The 23450-nt window shown below is 69.5% G+C and carries 20 protein-coding genes; 12 read left to right on the plus strand and 8 right to left on the minus strand.

Translation table 11 applies throughout. From position 1 onward, the window contains the following. Positions 1-26 precede the first annotated feature (26 nt). On the minus strand, positions 27-455 hold the full coding sequence (locus tag ACPTTC_RS27680) for a hypothetical protein (RefSeq protein ID WP_226194931.1): 429 nt from the start codon (positions 453-455) through the stop codon (positions 27-29). A 467-nt stretch (positions 456-922) separates the two neighbouring features. On the opposite strand from ACPTTC_RS27680, the gene ACPTTC_RS27685 reads away from it, so the two are divergent. Further along, positions 923-1927 (plus strand): chemotaxis response regulator protein-glutamate methylesterase, encoded by a 1005-nt coding sequence (locus ACPTTC_RS27685; protein ID WP_423394762.1) that lies wholly within the window; start codon positions 923-925, stop codon positions 1925-1927. A gap of 76 nt (positions 1928-2003) precedes the next feature. Beyond that, positions 2004-3071 (plus strand): diguanylate cyclase domain-containing protein, encoded by a 1068-nt coding sequence (locus tag ACPTTC_RS27690; protein WP_226194933.1) that lies wholly within the window; start codon positions 2004-2006, stop codon positions 3069-3071. A 20-nt stretch (positions 3072-3091) separates the two neighbouring features. Here the strand turns inward: ACPTTC_RS27690 and ACPTTC_RS27695 are convergent, their stop codons facing one another. Further along, complete coding sequence (locus tag ACPTTC_RS27695; RefSeq protein WP_226194934.1) at positions 3092-5341, minus strand: putative bifunctional diguanylate cyclase/phosphodiesterase; 2250 nt, start codon at positions 5339-5341, stop codon at positions 3092-3094. A gap of 595 nt (positions 5342-5936) precedes the next feature. Here ACPTTC_RS27695 and ACPTTC_RS27700 point away from each other — a divergent pair. Further along, positions 5937-6659 (plus strand): haloacid dehalogenase type II, encoded by a 723-nt coding sequence (locus ACPTTC_RS27700; RefSeq protein WP_423394763.1) that lies wholly within the window; start codon positions 5937-5939, stop codon positions 6657-6659. Between the two features lie 64 nt (positions 6660-6723). Here ACPTTC_RS27700 and ACPTTC_RS27705 read toward each other — a convergent pair whose 3' ends face one another. Beyond that, on the minus strand, positions 6724-7230 hold the full coding sequence (locus tag ACPTTC_RS27705; protein WP_423394764.1) for an SRPBCC family protein: 507 nt from the start codon (positions 7228-7230) through the stop codon (positions 6724-6726). Between the two features lie 109 nt (positions 7231-7339). Further along, positions 7340-8299: a LysR family transcriptional regulator gene (locus ACPTTC_RS27710; protein ID WP_423394765.1), complete on the minus strand. Its 960-nt coding sequence runs from the start codon at positions 8297-8299 to the stop codon at positions 7340-7342. 153 nt (positions 8300-8452) lie between these two features. Here ACPTTC_RS27710 and ACPTTC_RS27715 point away from each other — a divergent pair, with 153 nt between their 5' ends. From ACPTTC_RS27715 to mmsB, 3 genes are all read left to right on the plus strand, one after another. Continuing rightward, positions 8453-9772 carry an MFS transporter gene (locus tag ACPTTC_RS27715; protein ID WP_175950634.1) on the plus strand — a complete coding sequence of 440 codons (1320 nt, stop codon included), beginning with the start codon at positions 8453-8455 and terminating at the stop codon, positions 9770-9772. A gap of 116 nt (positions 9773-9888) precedes the next feature. Then, positions 9889-11415 (plus strand): CoA-acylating methylmalonate-semialdehyde dehydrogenase, encoded by a 1527-nt coding sequence (locus ACPTTC_RS27720; RefSeq protein WP_175968079.1) that lies wholly within the window; start codon positions 9889-9891, stop codon positions 11413-11415. Positions 11416-11479: 64 nt separating this feature from the next. Then, positions 11480-12370 carry a 3-hydroxyisobutyrate dehydrogenase gene (mmsB, locus tag ACPTTC_RS27725; RefSeq protein WP_423394766.1) on the plus strand — a complete coding sequence of 297 codons (891 nt, stop codon included), beginning with the start codon at positions 11480-11482 and terminating at the stop codon, positions 12368-12370. Between the two features lie 113 nt (positions 12371-12483). On the opposite strand, the gene ACPTTC_RS27730 is transcribed toward mmsB, so the two are convergent. Next, the gene (locus tag ACPTTC_RS27730; protein ID WP_226195271.1) at positions 12484-12726 is read right to left on the minus strand and encodes a hypothetical protein; all 243 of its coding nucleotides are present in this window, start codon (positions 12724-12726) and stop codon (positions 12484-12486) included. On the opposite strand from ACPTTC_RS27730, the gene ACPTTC_RS27735 reads away from it, so the two are divergent. Then, positions 12680-12850 (plus strand): hypothetical protein, encoded by a 171-nt coding sequence (locus ACPTTC_RS27735; RefSeq protein ID WP_226195286.1) that lies wholly within the window; start codon positions 12680-12682, stop codon positions 12848-12850. The two genes, ACPTTC_RS27730 and ACPTTC_RS27735, sit on opposite strands and share 47 nt — an antisense overlap. 185 nt (positions 12851-13035) lie before the next feature. Here ACPTTC_RS27735 and ACPTTC_RS27740 read toward each other — a convergent pair whose 3' ends face one another. The 3 genes from ACPTTC_RS27740 to ACPTTC_RS27750 form a co-directional block, all read right to left on the minus strand. Beyond that, positions 13036-15450 carry a c-type cytochrome gene (locus tag ACPTTC_RS27740; protein WP_423394767.1) on the minus strand — a complete coding sequence of 805 codons (2415 nt, stop codon included), beginning with the start codon at positions 15448-15450 and terminating at the stop codon, positions 13036-13038. Beyond that, a complete protein-coding gene (locus ACPTTC_RS27745) occupies positions 15440-15943 on the minus strand; it encodes a (2Fe-2S)-binding protein (RefSeq protein ID WP_423394768.1) in 504 nt (167 codons plus the stop codon). Before ACPTTC_RS27745 ends, ACPTTC_RS27740 begins: the two co-directional genes overlap by 11 nt. 158 nt (positions 15944-16101) lie before the next feature. After that, positions 16102-17259 (minus strand): FAD-dependent monooxygenase, encoded by a 1158-nt coding sequence (locus tag ACPTTC_RS27750; protein WP_423394769.1) that lies wholly within the window; start codon positions 17257-17259, stop codon positions 16102-16104. Between the two features lie 300 nt (positions 17260-17559). On the opposite strand from ACPTTC_RS27750, the gene ACPTTC_RS27755 reads away from it, so the two are divergent. The 5 genes from ACPTTC_RS27755 (at position 17560) to ACPTTC_RS27775 (ending at position 23434) form a co-directional block, all read left to right on the plus strand. Then, positions 17560-18312, plus strand: a complete 753-nt coding sequence (locus ACPTTC_RS27755) for a maleate cis-trans isomerase family protein (RefSeq protein ID WP_423394770.1) — start codon at positions 17560-17562, stop codon at positions 18310-18312. A 25-nt stretch (positions 18313-18337) separates the two neighbouring features. Next, on the plus strand, positions 18338-19168 hold the full coding sequence (locus tag ACPTTC_RS27760; protein WP_423394771.1) for an alpha/beta fold hydrolase: 831 nt from the start codon (positions 18338-18340) through the stop codon (positions 19166-19168). Between the two features lie 47 nt (positions 19169-19215). Next, complete coding sequence (locus tag ACPTTC_RS27765) at positions 19216-20256, plus strand: 2,5-dihydroxypyridine 5,6-dioxygenase (protein WP_175950642.1); 1041 nt, start codon at positions 19216-19218, stop codon at positions 20254-20256. 19 nt (positions 20257-20275) lie between these two features. Next, on the plus strand, positions 20276-20929 hold the full coding sequence (locus tag ACPTTC_RS27770) for an isochorismatase family protein (RefSeq protein WP_175950643.1): 654 nt from the start codon (positions 20276-20278) through the stop codon (positions 20927-20929). Between the two features lie 219 nt (positions 20930-21148). Beyond that, positions 21149-23434 carry a molybdopterin cofactor-binding domain-containing protein gene (locus tag ACPTTC_RS27775; protein ID WP_423394772.1) on the plus strand — a complete coding sequence of 762 codons (2286 nt, stop codon included), beginning with the start codon at positions 21149-21151 and terminating at the stop codon, positions 23432-23434. Positions 23435-23450 lie beyond the last annotated feature (16 nt).

The following is a 23450-nucleotide window of genomic DNA, read 5'->3' on the forward strand; positions in this document are numbered from 1 at the left end:
AAGCGGATGGCAGGCTGGCGCGGGCGCTACGCGGCCGCTGTACCGGCGCCCGTGTCGAACCATCGGCCCGCACGCAGCTGCCGGTAGTCGGCCTGCGTGAAGATCCTCAGCAGGTTCGCGACCGCGCCGTTGCTGGCGCGGTCGCGTTCCGTCATGAAGGCTTCGACCTCGTCGCGGTCGGCAAACAGGATCGTGCGAAAGTAGCGTTCGCGCTCCGCGTCGGACAGGTTCGTTGCGCTCAGCTGGTACGGAGGGTGAAGCGCCGCGAACAGGAAGTAAAAGCGCTCGGCGTCGTCGCGCAGCACGCGCACCGCGTCCGGATCGACCGGAAAGTCGCGGTAGAACGACGCGTGCCCGCTCTCGATGTAGATCCGGTACAGCAACCGGCCGTCGTGCTCGATCACGATCGGCGCGTACGGGTCGCGGCTGACAAGCAGCGTGTCGGGCGCGGTCATCGCGAACGCCTCGCGGCCGGCTCCCCGCCGGTGCCGCGCCGCCATGCAGACGCCGCCCCGACGCACAGCCACACCGCGACGGCGCGCGCGGTCATTTGAAAACGAGGCGTCTGGTTCATGGGGTTCGGCGGATTTCGCGTGACGGATGGCGGGAGAGTTCGATTGGCGCGTCATGATCGCATGGCGTGCCGTCCGCCCGCCAGCGGCGACCGGCTTTCACGTGCCATTCGGCGGCCGGCGGCCGCCTCCCGACACGCGTCGTCATAGAGGAAACGCACTGAAACGGCACAATGCGCGAATTTTTCGATTGCCGCCGCCCGCGCCGCATGACAGCATTCGGGCGTCGCCAACCGAAAAGAATGCCGCGCCGTCCGGCCGCCGATGCTGCCCGGCGGCCTCGAACAGGCAGCCCCTTCCATGAACCCGGCCCACCTCCAACATTACGCACCGACCGGAGAATTCCGCTTGTGAACATCGGCATCGTCAACGACCTCCCGCTTGCCGTCGAGGCGATGCGCCGCGCGATCGCGCGCCGGCCCGAGCACCGCGTGCTGTGGGTCGCGACCGACGGCGCGCAAGCCGTCGAGCTGTGCGCCACGCAGCCGCCCGATGTCGTGCTGATGGACCTGATCATGCCGAAATTCGACGGGATCGAAGCGACGCGGCGGATCATGCGATCCGAACGACCGTGCGCGATCCTGATCGTGACGAGCTGTATCGGCGCGAATGCGTGGCGCGTGTTCGAGGCGATGGGCGCCGGCGCGCTCGACGCGGTCGATACGCCGCGGCTCGGCGACGGCGCGGCCGGCGACACGACCCGGCTGCTGCTCGCGAAGATCGACCAGATCGGACGCCTGCTCGACGCTCCCGGCGGCACGCGCCTCGCCGGCATGGCCTCACGCGCCGACGGCGGCCCGCTGGTCGCGATCGGCGCATCGGCCGGCGGCCCCGGCGCGCTCGCGTCGATCCTCGGCGCGCTACCGGCCGATTTCAACGCACCGATCGTGATCGTCCAGCACGTCGACCGCGCGTTCGCCGAAGGCATGGCGCAATGGCTCGACGGCCAGACGCCGCTCGCCGTGCGCGTCGCGCGCGAAGGCGACCGCCCGCAGCCGGGCGTCGCGCTGCTCGCCGCGACCGACGACCACCTGCGCATCACGCGCGCCGGCACGCTCGAATACACGCGCGAACCGGCCGCCACGCCGTATCGCCCGTCGGTCGACGTGTTCTTCAACAGCCTGACCGAGCACTGGGCCGGCCGCGTGATCGGCGTGCTGCTGACGGGAATGGGACGCGACGGTGCGATCGGCCTGAAGGCGCTGCGGATGAAGGGCTACCATACGATCGCGCAGGACGAGGCGACGAGCGCCGTGTACGGCATGCCGAAGGCGGCCGCGACACTCGGCGCGGCGCGCGCGATCCTGCCGCTCGGGCGCATCGCGGGCGAACTGGCGGCGCTCGCGAGAATCTGAGCCCGACGATGAACACGCGCAACACCCATGGCTGCCCCTGCAACAACCGCAACGACTGCAACACCCCGCATCGACCATGACCATTGACCTGACTCGCCCGCCAGGCGGCTCCTACACGCCGCCCGCCGACGTGCCGGCGATGGTGCTGCTGGTCGATGACCAGACGATCGTCGCGGAAGCCGTGCGGCGCGCGCTCGTCGACGAGGAAGGCATCGATTTCCACTACTGCCCGCGTTCGGACGACGCGATGGCCACCGCGATCGAGACACGGCCGACCGTGATCCTGCAGGACCTCGTGATGCCCGGCATCGACGGGCTGAGCCTCGTGAAAGCGTACCGGACGAATCCGGCGACGCGCGACGTGCCGATCATCGTGCTGTCGACGCAGGAAGAGCCCGTGATCAAGAGCGCCGCGTTCGCGGCCGGCGCGAACGACTACCTCGTGAAGCTGCCCGACCGCATCGAGCTCGTCGCGCGGGTGCGCTACCACTCGCGCTCGTACATGAACCTGCTGCAGCGCGACGAGGCCTATCGCGCGCTGCGGCAATCGCAGCAGCAGTTGCTCGAAGCCAATCTCGAGCTGCGGCGTCTCACGCATTCCGACGGCCTGACCGGGCTGTCGAACCGGCGCTATCTCGACGAATACCTCGCCGCCGAATGGCGGCGAGGTATGCGCGAGCGCAGCGAGCTGTCGCTGCTGATGATCGATGTCGACAACTTCAAGCTGTACAACGACACGTACGGCCACGTGTCGGGCGACAGCGTGCTCAAGCAGATCGCGTCGACCATCGAGCGCTGTCTCGGCCAGTCGGGCGATCTTGCCGCGCGTTTCGGCGGCGAGGAATTCGCGGTCGTGATGCCGGCCACGTCGCCGGGCGCCGCGCGGCTGCTCGGCGAGAAGATCCGCCTCGCGATCGAGGCACTGCGGCTGCGCCACGCGCATTCGTCGACGGGCGACACCGTGACGATCAGCATCGGCGGCGCGAGCATCGTGCCGATGCCCGGCCTGCCGACGACCGTGCTGATCGAAGCCGCCGACCGCGCGCTCTATCGCGCGAAGCATGAAGGCAAGAACCGCGTCGAGATCGATGCGACGCCGACGACGCCGGTCCCCGGCGATTTCGGCGGGCCGCGCGTCGACTGAGCGCCGAACGCGCGCCGCGCTCACACGGCGCCGAGCCGGCGCGCGTAGTCGGTCGGGTCCAGCGGGCGGCTGAACAGATAGCCCTGCTGCATGTCGCAGCCGATCTGCTGCAAAAACCACGATTGCGCCTGCGTCTCGACGCCTTCGGCCGTGACCTTCATCCCGAGCGAATGCGCCATCGCGACCACGGCCTGCGTAATCGCCACCGAATCGTGATGATCGGGCACGCCCGACACGAACGAGCGGTCGACCTTCAGGTTGTGCAGCGGAAAGCGCTTCAGGTAAGCGAGCGACGAATAGCCGGTGCCGAAATCGTCGACCGAGATCCGCACGTTCATGTCCGTGAGCGCCTCGAGCATCGGCAGCACGGTGTCCGTGTCATTCATCAGCAGTCCTTCGGTAATCTCGAGTTCGAGCGCGGAAGGATCGAGTCGCGCCTGCGCGAGGCAGCGCTCGACCGACTCGACGAGCCCTTCGTGGAACTGCCGCGGCGACAGGTTGACGGCCAGCATCAGATCGGGCGCGATCGTGCGGCGCCATTCGGCGGCCTGTCGGCACGCGGTTTCGAGCACCCATTGGCCTATCGCGACGATCTGCCCCGTATCTTCCGCGACCGGGATGAACTCCGCCGGCGACATCGGCCCGAGCTCCGGGCTCGTCCAGCGCAGCAGCGCCTCGGCGCCGACGGTGCGGCCGCTGCGTGCATCGACGACGGGCTGATACGCGAGCCGCAGCATGTCCGACGAAAGCGCGCGCCGCAGCGACTGCTCGATCGCGAAGCGGCGCTGCAGCCGCAGGTTGAGCTGCGCGGTGAAGAACGTGAAGTGGTTGCGGCCGCGCTGTTTCGCGTCGTACATCGCCGAATCCGCGTTGCGCATCAGCGTGACGGCATCGTCGCCGTCGCGCGGCGCGACGCTGATGCCGATCGACACGCCGAGCCAGTATTCGTTGTTCGCGATCGCGAACGGTTTCGCGATCGTGTCGATCACCTCGCGTGCGAGCGCCGCGAGCCGGTCGGGATCCTGGCAGTCGTCGACGAGGATCACGAACTCGTCGCCGCCGACGCGCGTAAGCGCATACCGGCCGCCCGCGCAGGCCGCGAGCCGCGCGGCGACGCTGCGCAGCAGCGCGTCGCCCGCGTCGTGGCCGGCCGTGTCGTTGACCTTCTTGAAGCCGACCAGATCGATGAACAGGATCGCGACGCGCGCGGGCCCGCCCGCCGCCTCGTGCCCGCCGAACAGCTCGCGCATGCGGTCGCCGAGCCAGCGGCGGTTGTAGAGGCCCGTCAGCGCATCGCGCGTCGCCAGGTAGCGCAACTGCTGCTGCGCTTCGCGCACGGGGCCGATGTCGTTGAACGACACGAGCACCGAATCGGCCTGCGTCTCGCCCGGCTTCACGATCGGCACCGCGTTGCCGCGCACCCAGATGATGTCGCCGTCCGCGAGGCCGAAACCGACCGTGTAGCCGAGCAGCGGCGTGGCCGTCTCGAGCGCGCGCCGGCTCGGCCATTCGTCGGGCGCGATCGGCGTGCCGTCCTCGCGCAGCTTGCGCAGGATCACCGTCGACAGCCGGCGGCCGACGAGGTCGCCCTTCACGCGCATCATCCGGTTCGCACTCGGGTTGCTCGCGACCACGACGCCGTCGCGCGACACGACGAGGATCCCTTCCTGCAGGCTGTTGACCACGAGCCGGTGATGTTCCTCGCTGCGCGCGAGCTGCCGCACCATCCGGTCCTGGTGAACCGCGAGGCCGACGCTATTGCCGATATCGCGCAACAGTTCGGTTTCCTCGTCGCCCGGCCGGCGCGGCGTGCGGTGATAGACGGCGAACGCGCCGAGCACGGCGCCGGTATCGTCGAGGAACGGCACCGACCAGCACGCACGCAAGCCCAGCGGCAATGCGACAGCACGGTAGTCGGCCCACAGGGGATCGGTTTCGATGTCTTCGACGGCGACCATCCGGCGCAGGTACATCGCCGTGCCGCACGAGCCGGCCACGGGCCCGATGCAGGCCCCTTCGATCGCCGCGCTGTACTGCGCGGGCAGCGAGGGCGCGGCGCCGACGTGCACGTGCACGCCGTCGGGATCGAGCAGCAGGATCGTGCACGACGCACCGTCGCCGAGCAAAGCCTCGGCACGCCGGCAGACTTCGACCAACAGCTCCGGCAGCGGTGTGTTGCGCGTGATCAGCCTCAGCACGCTTTGCTCGGACGCGAGCACTTCCGCCGCGAGCCCGAGACTGTAGCGAGAACTTTGCGGTTCGGTATTCAAGATGAATCCTGCCGTCTGTCCGATCGGGTCTGATGCGCCCGATTCGTTTTCGATCCTTCGTGCCGTTTTTCGCTCCGGGTTTACGCCGATGCCCGGTGCGCCCCGTATTGCGCGCCGTGCCATCGCGCGCCGAAACCTATTTAACACCAATCCGTGACGCCCCGCGCATCCGCTCGCATCAGGGGTTACGCGCGGTCGGCGCGGCGTTTGCAGACGGCAGTCAGCTAGCTGAAAGACTTGCGCTCGGCGCGACGGCCCTCGGCGAGGAAACGGCTCGCGTGCGCCGCGTTTGCAAACGATTCGTCAGATTGTGGCGACGCCCCGGCTGCGTTCGCGTGCCGTCGTCCGCGCCGGGATCCGCGCGCCTGGGCAGCGGATGGCGCGGCCCGCACACGACGATCACGTCGCACCGGACGGCCGGCTTCCCGCGGCCACGCCAGCGCGCCCGGAATCCGTTGCGGCGGCCGGCGGACGCCATCGCGGGCCGGCCAGGCCGCATTTTCGGATCCGTGATTCAATGACGATCGAACCGGCGTCGCGCATTCCGGCGGCACGGCGATGTGTGTCCTCATCGAACGACCTTCACGGGATCACCATGACGAACCCTGCCGAAATCAAGGCGCTCGTTTTCGATGTCTTCGGAACGATCGTCGACTGGAGAAACGGCGTCGCACGCGGCGCCGCCGCGTTCCTCGACCGCCACGCCCCCGCGCTCGACCCGCTCGAATTCGCCGATGCATGGCGGGCCGAATATTCGCCGTCGATGGAGGAAATCCGCAGCGGGCGCCGCCGTTACGTGCGGCTCGACGTGCTGCATCGCGAGAACCTCGTCCGCACGCTCGACCGCTACGGGATCGTCGACGTGCCCGACGCCGACATCGACGCGCTCAACCTCGCGTGGCACAGCCTCGACCCGTGGCCCGACGCCGTCGCGGCGCTGCACCGGCTGAAGCGGCGCTTCATCATCGCGCCGCTGTCGAACGGCAACATCCGGCTGATGGTCGACGTCGCGAAACGTGCGGGGCTGCCGTGGGATGCGATTCTCGGCGCGGAAGTCGTCCGCGCGTACAAGCCGTCGCCGCAGGTCTACAGCGAGACGGTCGAGATTCTCGGCGTCGAGCCGGCCGAGCTGTGCCTGGTCGCCGCGCACAACGGCGACCTCGCGGCCGCGCGCCGGCAGGGGCTATCGACCGCGTTCGTGCTGCGGCCGACCGAACACGGGCCCGGCCAGACGACCGACCTGAAAGCCGACGATGCGTGGGACTTCGACGTCAGGAACCTGAACGAACTCGCGGACCGGCTCGCGTGCCCGCGTTGAAAACCGGGTTCCGGTGCGCGATCGCGGGGAGGCCGGCGGCTCGTCGAGCGCCGGCTCCCAAGGCCTAGCGCGCCGACGCCATCTCGGCCGCCTGCCCCTGCGCCGCCATCGCGAGACGCCGCCAGTTGCGGGCCGCATACCGGTGCGCCTGCTGCAACGCGAGCCACAACCCGATCTGCCTGATCTGCCTGATCGGCCTGAAGAGGCCGCGCGCACTGAACACGGTACGCCGTTCGACGCGTGTCCGGCCGCCTTCCACGGGCGTCAGCGTGAATTCGTCCTCGAGCAGGCCGACCCAGTCGCGGCACCACACCGTCGACGCCACCATCCGGTAACGCAGCCGGCGCGGCTCGTCGAGCACGAGAATCCGCTGGTCGATGGTGCCGCGATCGGTCGTGCACTGCCGCGTGTTGCCGACGGCCGGCACGCCTTCGAGCACGCGGCAGCTGACCGGCTTCGGCACGCCGAGGCGGAACAGCAACGGCCGCGTATCGTCCATCCGGGCATGGAGGAAATGCGGCCAGACATGCTCGGGCCGGCAATCGAACGTCCACTGCGAATGAATTTCCACGACACTCTCCTGGCAACTGCCGGTACGGACATGGCGCGATGATAGCCCTCGCCTCCGCGTTGCGCTGCAGGCACGCCGCTGCAGCGATCGCCGCCGCTTCCGTCACCGGCTAATCGGCGTCGCCGACGAATCTCATCGTCCCCGATTCGCCCGACAGCAGCGCGCGATTCGCGTCCGCCGCCGCCCGCAGGTAATCCCACAGCGCGGTCACGCGCCGCAGCTTGCGCAGATCCTCGCGGCACGTCAGCCAGAAGCACCGCGTGACGACCACGTCGTCCGGCAGCACCGGCACCAGCGCCGGCTGCGTGCCCGCCATGAAGCACGGCAGGATCGCGAGCCCGCCGCCCTGCAGCGCCGCGAAGTACTGCGCGATCACGCTCGTCGTGCGCAGCCCGGCCGTTGCGCCCGGCACCGCGCGGTCCAGATACAGCAGTTCGTTGCTGAATGCGAGATCGTCGACGTAGCTGATGAACGCGTGCTGCGCGAGATCGTCCGTGCAGGTAATCGGCGCGTGGTTCGCGAGATAGTCGCGCGTCGCATAGAGCCGCAGCTGGTAGTCGCACAGCTTGGTGACCACGTAAGGCCCGCGCTCGGGCCGCTCGAGCGTGATCGCCAGATCGGCCTCGCGCTTCGGCAGGTTGACGAAATGCGGCACCGGCAGCAGGTCGACCGTCACGTACGGATGCGCGGCGCGAAACCGCGCGAGCTGCGGCGCGAGGAAAAAGCAGCCGAACCCCTCGGTCGACCCGATCCGCACGTGGCCCGACAACGCCTCGCCGGTGTTCGCGACCTGGTCGCACGCGGACTGCACGGTCGTCTCCATCGCGTCCGCATACGCGACGAGCCGCTGCCCTTCGACCGTCAGCATGAAGCCGCCGGAGCGCGACTTGTCGAACAGCAGCGTGCCCATCGCGGCCTCGAGCGCCCGAATGCGCCGCGCGACGGTCGTGTAGTCGACCCCGAGCCGCTTCGCGGCGCCGCTCGCGCGCTGCGTGCGCGCGACTTCGAGGAAAAAGCGCAGGTCGTCCCAGTTCAGGTTGCCGGAAACCGGCTCGGTGGCATGTCGCATCGTCGAGAAAAAGGCTGGCGTCTCCAGGCCGGTCGTTGATATGCATAAATGCACATCCAACCGGTTTCTTTATCGGTACATGATGAATCTGCGCATAACTATACTCGACCGTGACCTGCGGACCACGAGCCGCGGCACCACCACGGAGACACCATGCAGACCCGATCCACCCTCGATGAGCATGCGACAGTCGCGGCGCCGGCGCCCGGGCGCACCGCGAAGCACTACCTGTTGGCCGGCTGGGCCAGCATGGCCGGCACCACGATCGAGTGGTACGACTTCTTCCTCTACGGCACGGCCGCCGCGCTCGTGTTCAACCGCATCTTCTTCCCGTCGCTGGACCCGGTCGTCGGCACGCTCGCCGCATTCGGCACGTTCGCGGTCGGCTTCATCGGCCGGCCGATGGGCGGCATCGTGTTCGGCCACTTCGGCGACCGGATCGGCCGCAAGTCGATGCTGATGATCACGCTGCTGCTGATGGGCGTGCCGAGCATGATCATCGGGCTGATCCCGTCGTACGACCGCATCGGCTACTGGGCCGCCGCGCTGCTGATCGCGATGCGCTTCCTGCAGGGGATGGCCGTCGGCGGCGAATGGGGCGGCGCGGTGCTGATGGCCGTCGAACACGCGCCGAAGGGCCGCAAGGGGCTGTTCGGCAGCCTGCCGCAGACGGGGGTCGGGCTCGGCCTGATCCTGTCGTCGGTCGCGATGGCCGCGGTGGCCGCGCTGCCGGAAGCCGACATGCTGTCGTGGGGCTGGCGCGTGCCGTTTCTCGCGAGCATCGCGCTCGTCGGCCTCGGCTGGTTCATCCGCGCGAAGGTGCCCGAATCGCCCGACTTCGAGAAGATGCAGCGCCAGGGCAAGGCCGAGAAGTCGCCGGTGACGGCCGCGCTGCGCCGCCATCCGCGCGAGGTGCTGACGATCGTCGGCGCGCGCGCCGCGGAGAACACCTGGTTCTACATGGTCGTCACGTTCGCGCTCGCTTACGCGACGCAGCAGCTGCACCTGCCGAAGGCCGCCATGCTGCACGCGATCACGGCCGGCGCGGCGCTGTCGCTCGTCACGATGCCGCTGTGCGGCCACCTGAGCGACCGCATCGGCCAGCGCCGGATGTTCGCGATCGGCCTCGTGCTGATGGGCGCGTTCGCCGCGCCGTTCTTCATGATGCTCGGCACGCAGCAGGTGTCGTACGCATGGTGGGCGATCGTGCTCGGCCTCGGTGTCGTGTTCCCGATCCTCTATGCGCCGGAATCGCTGCTGTTCGCGCAGCAGTTCCCCGCGGAAATCCGCTACAGCGGCATCTCGCTGTCGGTGCAGCTGGCCGGCGTGATCGGCGGCGGCTTCGCGCCGATGATCGCGACGTCGCTGCTCAAGGCCGGCGGCGGCCAGCCGCACTACGTGATCGCGTACCTCGTCGGCTTCGGCGTGTTCGCGCTCATGTGTACCGCGCTGATGCGGCCTCCGCGCGCCTGAGCGCGCCTGCCGGCATCCGTCCGGATCCAGTTCGTCCTGCTGTCCGCCGTGCCTGCACGGGCGGCGGAAACAGGCTGCTTTTTCATCGCAACACCGCTTCCCTCCCGGAGAGTTCCATGAACGCCGCAGTTCCCCAGACCACCCTCGCCCTGCCCACCGCCAAGCTGCTGATCGACGGCGCGTTCGTCGAATCGCAAAGTGCCGAATGGGGCGACATCGTCAACCCCGCGACGCAGGAAACGATCGGCCGCGTGCCGTTTGCGACGCTCGACGAGGTCGATGCCGCGATCGCGTCCGCGCAGCGTGCATTCCAGACGTGGAAGACGACCCCGATCGGCGCACGGCTGCGCATCATGCTGAAGTTCCAGGATCTCGTACGCCGCAATCTCGAACGGATCGCGCACACGCTGACAGCCGAGCAAGGCAAGACGCTGCCCGACGCGCAGGGCGACATCTTCCGCGGCCTCGAGGTGGTCGAGCACGCGTGCTCGATCGGCACGCTGCAGCAAGGCGAATTCGCGGAAAACGTCGCTGGTGGTGTGGATACCTACACGCTGCGCCAGCCGATCGGCGTGTGCGCGGGCATCACGCCGTTCAACTTCCCCGGCATGATTCCGCTGTGGATGTTCCCGATGGCGATCGTGTGCGGCAACACGTTCGTGCTGAAGCCGTCGGAGCAGGATCCGCTGTCGACGATGCAGCTCGTCGAGCTCGCGATCGAGGCCGGCGTGCCGCAGGGCGTGCTGAACGTCGTGCACGGCGGCAAGACGGTGGTCGACCGTCTCTGCACGCATCCGGACATCAAGGCGATCTCGTTCGTCGGCTCGACGCGCGTCGGCACGCACGTGTACAACCTCGGCAGCCAGCACGGCAAGCGCGTGCAGTCGATGATGGGCGCGAAGAATCACGCGGTCGTGCTGCCCGATGCCCACCGCGAGCAGACGATCAACGCACTCGTCGGCGCGGGCTTCGGCGCGGCCGGCCAGCGCTGCATGGCGACGTCGGTCGTCGTGCTGGTCGGCCAAGCGCGCGACTGGCTGCCCGAGCTCGTCGAAAAGGCGAAGCTGTTGAAGGTCAACGCGGGCGCGGAAGCGGGCACGGACGTCGGCCCCGTCGTATCGAAGGCGGCGAAGGAACGCATCCTGTCGCTGATCGACGCAGGCGTGAAGGCCGGCGCGAAGCTCGAACTCGACGGCCGCAACGTGAAGGTGCCCGGCTACGAGCAGGGCAACTTCGTCGGCCCGACGATCTTCTCGGGCGTGACGACCGACATGTCGATCTACACCGAAGAAATCTTCGGGCCGGTGGTGGTCGTGCTCGAAGCCGACACGCTCGACGAAGCGATCGCGCTCGTCAACCGCAACCCGATGGGCAACGGCGTGGGCCTGTTCACGCAGAGCGGCGCGGCCGCGCGCAAGTTCCAGAGCGAGATCGACATCGGCCAGGTCGGCATCAACATCCCGATCCCGGTGCCGGTGCCCTACTTCAGCTTCACGGGTTCGCGCGGCTCGAAACTCGGCGATCTCGGCCCGTACGGCAAGCAGGTCGTCCAGTTCTACACGCAGACCAAGACGGTCACCGCGCGCTGGTTCGACGACGACGCGACGGCCGGCGGCGTGAACACGACGATCGCGCTGCGCTGAGTGCGAAGCATGGAACCGGACAAGGCGCTAAAGCGCCAGGTCCGGTCGACACGGAGACCTGTACATGGAAATCGCATTCATCGGACTCGGCAACATGGGCGGCCCGATGGCCGCCAACCTGCTGAAAGCCGGCCACACGCTGACGGTGTTCGACCTCGACGCGCACGCGGTCGAGGCCGCCGTGCGCGCCGGCGCGGCGGCCGCCGGCTCGCCGCGTGAAGCGGCCGCGCGCGGCGCGGTCGTGATCACGATGCTGCCGGCCGCGCAGCACGTGCGCGCGGTCTACCTCGGCGACGACGGCGTGCTGGCCGGCGCGCGCGCCGGCGCGGCGCTGATCGACTGCAGCACGATCGATCCCGGCACCGTACGCGCCGTGGCCGACGCCGCCGCGCAGCGCGGCTTCCCGCTCGCCGACGCGCCCGTGTCGGGCGGCACCGGCGGCGCACAGGCCGGCACGCTGACCTTCATGGTCGGCGCGGACGCCGCGCTGTTCGAGCGCCTCCGCCCCGTGCTGCTCGACATGGGCAAGAACGTCGTGCATTGCGGCGGCACGGGCACCGGGCAGATCGCGAAGATCTGCAACAACCTGCTGCTCGGGATCTCGATGATGGGCGTCTCCGAAGCGATGGCGCTCGGCGCGGCGCTCGGGATCGATCCGGCCGTGCTGGCCGCCATCATCAATACGTCGACCGGCCGCTGCTGGAGCTCGGACACCTACAACCCGTATCCGGGCGTGAGCGACACCGCGCCGGCCGCGCGCGGCTACGCGGGCGGGTTCGCGGCGAACCTGATGCTTAAGGATCTCGGGCTCGCGACCGAAGCGGCGCGCGGCGCCCGCCAGCCGGTGTGGATGGGCGCGCTCGCGCAGCAGCTCTATCAGTCGATGAGCCAGCAGGGGCTCGGCACGCTCGACTTCTCCGCGTGCGTGAAGCTGTACGAGGCGCAGCCGGCGTAACCGCCGCAGCCTGCACCGGACGTGCGCCGACCCGCGATGTGCGTGAACGGCATCGCGGGTCGTCTTGCTTGCGGGGGAAGGAAAACGCGGGCGGCGGCGCCGCCGCCGGTCGTTCAACCGCGCGGGTTCGACGCCGTCTCGAAGGTCGGATGGCACTCGAACGCGAGTTCGGAGCGCGCGCCGACACGGCTGCCGCCGGTCAGCGATTCCTGCTTCATGCTCGCGCGCATGCCGCGCTGCGTGCAGTAGTTGGTGGCTTCGTCGACGGCCTTCGTGTGGGCGTCGGCCCACGTCGTCGACACGCCGACCGTGCGCGTCGTCACGGTATACACGTTCGGGTTCGACGTCGCGGTCACGTCGGAAGCGGTCGAACACGCGGCGAGCAAGCATGCGGCAGCCGCGACGGTCAACCATCGCAAGGTTCGAAAGGAAACTGGAGTGGACATGGGGGGCAAGCGCGCGCCGTTCGACGCGCATTGAACAACATAGGCAACAGTATGCCTGCTCGATCGCCGGAGATCATGCCCCTTTCGGTGAACACATTGTTTCGAATGGTTAAACGATGATGAAAATGGGGAAATATTTCCGCCCTGTTTCCGGGCCAGATCGCGCGAGCGAGTCGTTTTTCCCGGCCGGCCCGCCGCAGTGCGTTGCCCGGCGGCCGATCAGTGCGCGGCTTCCTGCCGGATCCTGGCCGACGCTTCCGCCAGGTTCCGCCACGCCGGCTGTCCCGGCGCGTAGCGCGCACGGATATACGCGGCCAGTTCGGCCATCTGCCGATCGTCGAATGCGTCGCCGAAGCCCGGCATGTAGCCCAGCTCGCCGGTGGCCGGCTGGTCGATCCCGTGATGCAGCACGCGCAGCAGGTTGTCCGGCGCGGCCTGGCTGACGCTCGTGTTGAGCCCCATCAGCGGGCGGACGCCGAAATGCCCGACGCCGCCCGATTCCGCATGACAGACCGCACACGCGGCGTCGAACGCCCGGCGGCCGTTCTCGAGGCCGAGCGTCGCGACGGCTTGCGCACCGCGCGCCCGCCGGGCCGCCGCATCGGCCGCCGCCGCGGTATCGACGGGCGGCGACAGCGACGCGAGATAGTGCGCGATCGACCGGACATCGGCCGCGGGCAGCGACGCAAGCCCCGCGACGACGGGCGCCATCGGCCCCGCCGCGACGCCATGCTGCGCGGAGAAGCCCGTGCGCAGGTAGTCGAACAGCGCGCTTTCGGTCCACGGCACCGGCGTCGCCGGCGACGCGACGAGCGGCGGCGCGACCCACCCCTCGGCCTCGCCTCCCGACAGGTACGCCCGACCGCCCTTCTCCGCGCCCAGCGCGTTGCGCGGCGTATGGCACGCGCCGCAGTGCCCGGCGCCGTCGACCAGATACTTGCCGCGATTCCACATCGCGGAGCGTGCCGGGTCCGGCACGAACGGCCGCGCATCGTGAAACAGCCAGTTCCAGCCGGCGACGAGGCGCCGCTGGTCGAGCGGGAACGGCAGTTTGGTCTTCGGCGGCACATGCTTCACCGGCGGCTGCGACATCAGGTACGCATAGAGCGCGAGCAGGTCGGGCTCGCTCAGCTTCGCGAACGCCGTGTACGGGAACGCCGGGTACAGGTGCGTGCCGTCGCGCGAGATGCCTTCGCGCATCGCGCGCGCGAACGCCGGATACGACCATCGGCCGATGCCGGTTTCGGGATCCGGCGTGAGGTTCGTCGTGTAGATCACGCCGAACGGCGTATCGAGCGCGAGCCCGCCCGCGTTGGTCGCGCCGCCTGGCGCGGTGTGGCACACCGCGCAATCGCCGGCGAGGGCGACCAGGCGGCCGCGTTCGAGCGTTGCCGCGCTCCACATCGCGCCATCCGCGCCGCCGGGCGCAACGGGTGCGATCGACGCGGGGCCCGGCAGGATCGCGCAGGCCAGACCGATCAGCCCGCCGACCACCCCGCCCACGCCGCCGCCGGCCAGCCAGCGGCGCCAGCGCGATGCGCGACGCGGGTCGCGGCGCCCCGCTTCGCCGGAATCGGCCGGCACCGGTCGCGCGAGCGCCGCGCGAATGCGCTCGGCGTCGAACGGCGGCGCGCGAAACCGCACGCCCGTCGCATCGTACAGTGCGTTCGCGATCGCCGCCGCCGCGGGCGCCGCCGCTTGCTCGATCCGGCGTGCATCGTGCGCGGACAGTTCACCGTGCGCGCGATGCACGGTGTCGTCGAACGCGATCAGTTCGTGAGCGATCGCATCCGGCCGCGCCCCCGTGCCGGTTTCGTCGTGCGCGCGCCGCGCGGACAAGCGCGCCCCCATCACGCGCGAAATCGCCGCCTCGATCTGCCAGGCGGGCAAGCCGGCCATCGACGCGTCTCCCGGTTCGCCGGCACCCTGCCCGGCCACGACGCGCCGCACCGCGACGTTGCCCGTCGCGCGGTCGACATCGAGATCGACGACCCATGCGGACCAGCGCGCGTCGCCGTCGCGTATCGCGTCGGCTGCCGGCGGCGTGTTGCCGGAAGACGCCGCGGCGCCATCGAAAGCGAAGCCGCGCCCGCTCAGGTGCGCATGGGCACCCGGGTCGACCGCGGCCGGCGCGCCCCATGCGGCGCGCTCGCTGACCATCCGGATAATCTCGCGCGGCCCCGCGTCCCGCGCCGCATCGAGGTGCTGCAGGCGCAACGCGACCGGGTCGCGCCGCAACGCGTCCGCGAGTTCGTCGACGAAGGATTCGCGCGCGAACACGTGCGCGTGGCCGGGAATCGCGTGGCCGGCATCGGCAAGCTCGATCGACGTCTGCGCATGCCGGTAGACGAACGGCGCGGCAGGGCCGGTATCCGCGCGCTCGGTCTTCGCACCATGCGACGCGTGAAGATCGTCCGTGGCCGCCCGCGCGCGATAGCGCCAGGTCGTCATTCGTCCGTCGGACGCGGTTCGCGTTTCGACGTCGAGCGATACCTGCGCGCCTGCATGCACATCTCCGATCGGCCATGTGTAGCGCGCATGGTGCGCGCACAATGCATCGACGCTAACGTCATCGCGCGGCTCGGGTAACGTGGCGCGTGCCGACGCGACGGGCAGGCCTGTGTCAGGCTTCATCGCCGCCTCGCAGGTAGCGAGCCGCGCGATGCACGGCCCGGATGATCTCCAGGTGCGTGCCGCAGCGGCAAAGGTTGAAGCGCAACGCATCGCGAATCGCCGCATCGTCCGGCGCGGGATCGCGGTCGAGCAACGCCTTCGTGCTCATGATCATCCCGTTCAGGCAATAGCCGCACTGCGCGGCCTGCTCGTCGATGAACGCGCGCTGGATCGGATGCGGCGCGTCGCGCGACCCGAGTCCTTCCAGCGTCGTGACGTCGCGCCCGCTCGCGGCGGCGGCCGGCACGACGCACGAACGCGTTGCCTGCCCGTCGACCAGCACCGTGCATGCACCGCACTGCCCGAGCCCGCAGCCGTATTTCGGGCCGTTGAGCGCGCAGTCGTTGCGCAGGACCAGCAGCAGCGGCGCGTCGGGTGCGGCATCGTCGAAGGTGTGCGGCGCGCCGTTCACGCGAAACGCCAGCGGCCGCGACGGAGAAGCGGGATGGGACATGAATGGATCCGGAATGCGGCGCGCGGGCCGAGGGGCCGGGGGCCGGCGGCGGGCACTGCCGCCGGCGCGCCTGACATATAACACGCCGAAAAACACCCGTACCGGCGCATCGGCGCTCGCGACGGCGAAGCGCCGGCCGGCGCGGGGCCGCGTACGCGTCAGGCCACGGCCGCGACGCTGTTGCGCGACGGCGAGACGAGCGGCACGTCGAACACGTCGTAGCCGAACACCCACGACGGATCCTCGTTCGTGCGCAGCCACGTGTTGTTGTGCGATACGAGCTGCACCTTCGACGCACGCGCCGCACGATTCGCCTCGTACAGCGCGAATGCGCCCGCGTAGTCGCCGACGCCGACTTCGTCGAGGCAACGCGCGAGCATCGCGGCATCCTCGATCGCCATCGCCGCGCCCTGTGCCATGTGCGGCTTCATCGGGTGGCACGCGTCGCCGAGCAGCACGAGGCGGCCGCGGCTCCACAACGGCAACGGATCGCGTTCGAGCAGCGGCCACTTGGTGATCGACGGCGACACATCGATCAGGTGCTGGATGTCGGCGTGGAAACCGGCGAACGCCTCGCGCATTTCGTCGCGGCTGCTGTCGACCATCGACACGCCTTCGGGCCATTCGGCCTGCGGCACGCCGGTCACGTAGTAATACTCGTCGCGCTTCTCGGTCACGTAGTAGACCATCATGTGGCGATCCTCCGACCACCACTTCACGCACATGTCGTACGGCTTGTGGCCGAGCAGCGACGCCGGGAACACCGCGCGGTGCGCGACATAGCCCGTGTAGCGCGGCGGCTCCGCGCCGAGCAGGTGCTCGCGGATCCGCGAATTCACACCATCCGCGCCGATCACGATGTCGGCCATCTCGACGCTGCCGTCGGCGAACGTCAGGCGCACCGCGTCGCCGGTGTCGTCCACGGCCGCGAGCCGCTTGCCGAAGCGGATCGTGCCGGGCGTCACCGCCTGCGTCATCAATGCATGGAAATCGCCGCGATGCACGGTCAGGTAGCTCGCGCCGTAGGCCTTGCGCGCGTAGTCGCCGAGGGGGATCCGAGCGAGCACGTCGGCCGTTTGCCAGTCGCGGCTGTACCAGCAATCCGGATGCGAACCCATCGTCTCCAGCGCGTCCTCGCAGCCGATGCGCCGCATGATCTTCATCACGTTCGGGCCGAGGTGAATGCCCGCGCCGAGGCGCGAGAACGCCGGCGCCTGCTCGTACAGCGCGACGTCGTAGCCACCGCGCTGAAGCAGCGCCGCGGCGGCCGTGCCGCCGAGGCCGGCGCCGATGATTGCGATACGGGGTGTGCTCATGCGGATCTCCTGATCGTGGGCCCGTCGCCGGACACGGCGCGAGAACGGGCGGATTGAATGGCGTTTATAAAGCGTACACACTCAATTTATTCAGGACAAGCGGATTGTCGCCAGTCGCGGAGACATTCGGGAAAACACCAATAATTCCACGAATATTCGCGGTGAAAAGGGATCAACCAAAGATCGACGCCATTTTTATCCATTGCGATTTTCAAATGTACACACTAGACTTTGCTCGACATCCGGCGATCCCGCGCCAGCGTGCCGCCCCATCCTTACCGACACGGAGCCTCCCCCGCCATGAGCAAGACCTACCGCATCGGCCAGATCGTGCCGAGTTCCAACACGACGATGGAAACCGAGATTCCCGCGATGCTGCGGCTGCGCGAAGCGATCCGCCCCGAGCGCTTCACGTATCACTCGAGCCGAATGCGGATGAAGAAGGTCGTCAAGGAAGAACTCGCGGCGATGGATGCCGAATCCGACCGCTGCGCGGTGGAACTGAGCGATGCGCGCGTCGACGTACTCGGCTACGCGTGCCTCGTCGCGATCATGGCGATGGGGCACGGCTACCACCGCGTGTCTCAGGCGCGCCTGACGAAGCACACGGCGGACAACGGCGCACAGGCGCCGGTGCTGACGAGCGCAGGCGCGCTCATCGACGCGCTGAAGGTGATCGGCGCGAAGCGGATCGTCGTCGTCGCGCCGTACATGTTGCCGCTGACCGAACTCGTGGTCGACTACATCCGCAACGAAGGCTTTGACGTGCTCGCGTACCGCGCGCTGGAAATCCCCGACAACCTCGACGTCGGCCGCCACGACCCGGCGCGCCTGCCCGATATCGTGAAGACGCTGCCTTACCAGGACGCCGATGCGATCGTGCTGTCCGCCTGCGTGCAGATGCCGTCGCTGCCGGCCGTCGCGAAGGTCGAGGCGATGACCGGCAAGCCCGTGATCACGGCCGCGATCGCGACGACCTACGCGATGCTGCGCGAACTCGACCTCGAACCGATCGTGCCCGGCGCGGGCGCACTGCTGTCCGGCGCGTACTGAGCGCGCCCCTTTCGACGGAGCCCACATGCCCTCGACTTTCCTGTACGGCGCGAATGTTCGCGCGAACGGCATCCGCCAGCACTACCTGCGCTACGGCGGCGCGACCGGCGCGCGCGCAGCGCGCCCGGCAATCGTGCTGATTCCCGGCATCACGAGCCCCGCGATCACGTGGGGTTTCGTCGGCGAAGTATTCGGCGCGGCGTTCGATACCTACGTGGTCGACGTGCGCGGCCGCGGGCTGTCCGACGCGTCGCCATCGCTCGACTACAGCCTCGATGCGCAGGCCGACGACATCGCGGCACTCATCGCCGCGCTCGGCCTGCCGCGCACGAGCCTCGTCGGCCATTCGATGGGCGCGCGGATCGCCGCGCGCGCGGCGCGGCGCACCATCCGCGGGCTCGAATCGGTCGTGCTCGTCGATCCGCCCGTGTCGGGCCCGAACCGTCGCGACTACCCGGGCAAGCTGCCGTGGTACATCGACTCGATGGCGCTCGCGCGCGCCGGCACCGACGCCGAAGGCATGCGCGCGTTCTGCCCGACCTGGACCGACGCCGAACTGCAGCTGCGCGCCGAATGGCTGCATACCTGCGACGAGCGCGCGGTGCGCGCGACGTACGAAGGTTTTCATACCGACGATTTCCACGCGGACGCCGCGCAGCTGGCCGTGCCGTCGCTGCTGATCACGGCCGAACGCGGCGACGTGGTGCGCGACGACGACGTCGCCGAACTGCAGCGCGCGACGCCGTCGATGCGGCACGTGCGCGTGCCCGACGCCGGCCACATGATTCCCTGGGACAACGCGCCGGGCTTCTACGCGGCATTCGGCGACTTCCTCGGCGCGCCGCTCGCGGCCTGATCGCGCGGCGCCCGCCCCTTTCCTTCACGCCTTTACCGGAGCCGACGATGCCAGTCAGCGATACCCAACTGATCGACGCCTGGAAGCAGGTGCTCGCGCTGTCACGCCTCGAACCGGGCCAGACCGTCACGATCCTGACGAGCGCGGCCACTCACCCGCAAACACTGTCGTGCGCACTGATCGCGACGCAAACGATGGGCGCGATCGTCAACCGGCTCGACCTGCCGCCGGTGAACGGCGACAAGGCGTTCAGCCGCGACCCGCTTGCGTATCTCGGCACGACGCCGCTGACGGGCAACAAGGCCGCGATCGCCGCGCTGCGCGAGAGCGACCTCGTGCTCGACCTGATGACGCTGCTGTTCTCGCCCGAGCAGCACGACATCCTGAAGTCCGGCACGAAAATCCTGCTCGCGGTCGAGCCGCCCGAAGTGCTCGTGCGGATGGTGCCCACGCTCGCCGACCGCACGCGCGTGCTCGCCGCGGCGAAACGGATCGCCGCCGCCCGCGAGATGCGCGTGACGTCGGCGGCCGGCACCGCGCTCGTGTGCCCGCTCGGCGAGTTCCCGCCGACGGCCGAATACGGCTTCGTCGACGCGCCGGGCCGCTGGGACCACTGGCCGAGCGGCTTCGCGCTGACCTACCCGAACGACCGCACCGCGCGCGGCACGATCGTGATCGATCGCGGCGACATCCTGTTGCCGCAGAAGCGCTACGTGAGCGAACCGATCGTACTGACCGTCGAAGGCGGCTATGCAACGCGCATCGAAGGCGGCGTCGACGCCGACCTGCTGCGCGACTACATGGAGACCTTCGCCGACCCCGAAGGCTATGCGATCTCGCATGTCGGCTGGGGACTGCAGCCGCGGGCGCGCTGGTCGACGCTCGGGCTGTACGACCGGGAGGCGACGATCGGGATGGACGCGCGCGCATTCGAGGGCAACTTCCTGTTCTCGCTCGGCCCGAACAACGAAGGCGGCGGCAACCGCACGACCACCTGCCACATCGACATCCCGCTGCGCCGCTGCACGGTCGAACTCGACGGCGCAACCGTCGTGCGCGACGGCCGCGTGACCGATCAACCCGCGTGACCCACGAGCACCCGACACCATGAACGATCTTTCCCGCCACGCCGAAGCCAACGTCTATCGCCAGCAGGGTTTCGGCACGCCGTTGCCGCCGCACGGCAACATCGGCCTGCTGATCGTCGACTTCGTGGTCGGCTTCGCCGATCCCGCCACGTTCGGCGGCGGCAACATCGCACCGGCGATCGCGCGCACGACGCGTGCGCTCGCGCTCGCGCGCGAACGCGGCTGGCCCGTCGCGCACAGCCGCATCGTGTATGCGGACGACGGCAGCGACGACAACGTGTTCTCGCTGAAGGTGCCCGGCATGGCGACGCTGACCGAGCACCATCCGAACAGCGCGATCGTGCCGGAGCTCACGCCGGCGCCAGGCGAACTCGTCGTGCGCAAGACCGTGCCGTCGGCATTCTTCGGCACGCAACTGGCGCCGTGGCTCGCGCAACGGGCGGTGCAGACGCTGCTCGTCGCGGGCGCCGTGACGAGCGGCTGCGTGCGCGCGAGCGTGGTCGACGCGATGTCGCACGGGTTCCGCCCGCTCGTGCTCGCCGATTGCGTCGGGGATCGCGCGATCGCGCCGCACGACGCGAACCTGTTCGACATGCAACAGAAATACGCGGCGGTGATGCCGCTCGACGATGCGATCGCGGCGATCGATGCGATGCAGGCGCGCACACGATGATCCGTCGCGGCGGGCCGGCGGCGTGACTGGCCGGCGGGCGCCCGCCCGATTGACGCTGCGCTTTTGGCGGCCTAGATTGGGCACGCGCGCGCTCGCGACGGTCACCGTCATTGCCCTCGCCACACACCGCGAACAGGACGCCCGGGCCGCCGGCCGCCTCGCCCCACATACGCTGCATCCGGCCGCGCGCCGCCTCTCCCTCGACAGGACCCGTCATCCGTGAACCGCTCCGAACTGCTCGCGCGCAACGGCTGCCTGACCGTGATCCGGCCGCCCGCGCCGCCCGTCAAGCCGGCGCCCGGCCAGCCGGGCAGCCTGTCGTCCTACGTGCCGGCGCTGCCGGAAGTGTTCGTCGCGATTCTCGACGACGGCCGCATCCTCGCGTTCAACGGCCACGTCGATCTCGGCACCGGCATCCGCACGTCGCTCGCGCAGATCGTCGCCGAGGAACTCGATGTGCCGGCCGCGCGCGTGACGATGGTGCTCGGCGACACGGCCGCGACACCGAACCAGGGCCCGACCATCGCGAGCGCGACGATCCAGATTTCCGCGACGCCGCTGCGCTGTGCGGCCGCGCAGGCGCGCCACGCGCTGCTGGCGCTTGCCGCCGAACGGTTCGACGTCGACGCGGCGCAACTGCACATCGACGATGCGACGATCTCGGCGAACGGGCAAACGGCCACGTTCGCCACGCTCGTCGCCGCGCACCGGATCGCGCTGACGCTGGACCTGAACACCCGCACGAAGGACCCCGCCCAATACCGGATCGTCGGCAGGTCGTCGCCGCGCGTCGACCTGCCCGCGAAGGCAACCGGCCAGCTCACGTTCGTGCACGACATGCGCGTGCCCGGCATGCTGCACGGTCGCGTCGTGCGGCCGCCGTATGCAGGTCACGACAGCGGCGCATTCGTCGGCGCCTCGCTCGTCGACGTCGACCGCGCGTCGGTGGCCGACGTGCCGGGGCTCGTGGCCGTCGTTGCGATCGGCGATTTCGTCGGCGTGGTGGCCGAGCGCGAGGAACACGCGATCCGCGCGGCGCGCCAGCTGCGCGTGACGTGGCGGCCGCTCCCCGCACTGCCGTCGCTCGACGAACCGGCCGCCGCGATCGCCGCCGCGCCGGCCACACGCCGCGTGCTGCTCGACGAAGGCGATGTCGACGCCGCACGTACGCAGCCCGACACGATCACGCTATCGCGCACCTATGCGTGGCCGTTCCAGATGCACGGCTCGATCGGCCCGTCATGCGCGCTCGCCGACTACCGCGAACCGGGCGACGGCCGGATCACCGTGTGGTCCGGCACGCAGAACCCCGTATCGCTGCGCTACGACCTCGCGACGCTCGTCGCGCGCGACGAAGCCGATTTCGACGTGGTGCGAATGGAAGCGGCCGGCTGCTACGGCCGCAACGGCGCGGACGACGTGTGCGGCGACGCGCTGCTGCTGTCGCGCGCGGTCGGCCGCCCGGTGCGCGTGCAGTTGTCGCGCGCGGACGAACATCTGTGGGAACCGAAAGGCACGGGCCAGCTGATGCAGGTGACCGGCACCGTCACGCGTGACGGCCGCCTGCTCGGCTACGATTTCACGACGCGCTACCCGTCGAACGACGCGCCGCTGCTCGCGGCGCTGCTGACCGGCACGATCGCGCCCGAGCCGCGCGTGTTCGAGATGGGCGACCGCACGGCCGTGTCGCCTTACGCGAGCCCGCATCGCCGCTTCGTCTGCGAGGATCTCGCACCGCTCGTGCGCGCGTCGTGGTTGCGCGGCGTGTCGGCGTTGCCGAACTCGTTCGCGCACGATGCGTTCGTCGACGAATGCGCGGCGCTGACCGGCATCGACCCGCTTGCATTCCGGCTGCGCCATCTGCAGGACACGCGCGCGTCCGAACTACTGCAGGCGGTGGCCGAGCGCGCGGGCTGGACGCCGCGCGTGCGACGCACGCCGCATGAAGCCGCTCCATCGCGGCTCGTGCGCGGCCGCGGGATCGCCTACGCGCGCTACGTGCACAGCCGCTTCCCCGGCTTCGGCGCGGCGTGGTCGGCGTGGATCGTCGACCTGAGCGTCGATCGCGTGTCGGGCGAGATCCGCATCGAACGCGTGACGGTCGGCCAGGACACGGGCACGATGATCAACCCCGACGGCGTGCGCCACCAGATCCACGGCAACGTGATCCAGGTATTGAGCCGCACGCTGAAGGAGCGCGTGCGCTTCGCCGACGGCAAGGTCGCGTCGCGCGAATGGGCGAGCTATCCGATCCTGACCTTCGCGGAAGTGCCGGACGTCGATGTCGTGCTGATGCCGAGGCAAGGCGAGCCGCCGCTCGGCGCAGGAGAATCGGCGTCGGTGCCGGGCCCTGCCGCCGTCGCGAACGCGTTGTTCGATGCGACCGGCGTGCGGTTCTATGCGCCGCCGTTTACGCCGGAGACGGTCCGGGCCGCGTTGCGCGACGCAGGCCGGTTGATGACGGTCGACGCAGCCGGTGAGCATCTGGCAAACAGCGCGGCTTGAGCGCCGCCAGCTTCAT

Origin of the sequence: Burkholderia mycopellens, assembly GCF_964265025.1 — a bacterium.
Taxonomy (GTDB): domain Bacteria; phylum Pseudomonadota; class Gammaproteobacteria; order Burkholderiales; family Burkholderiaceae; genus Burkholderia.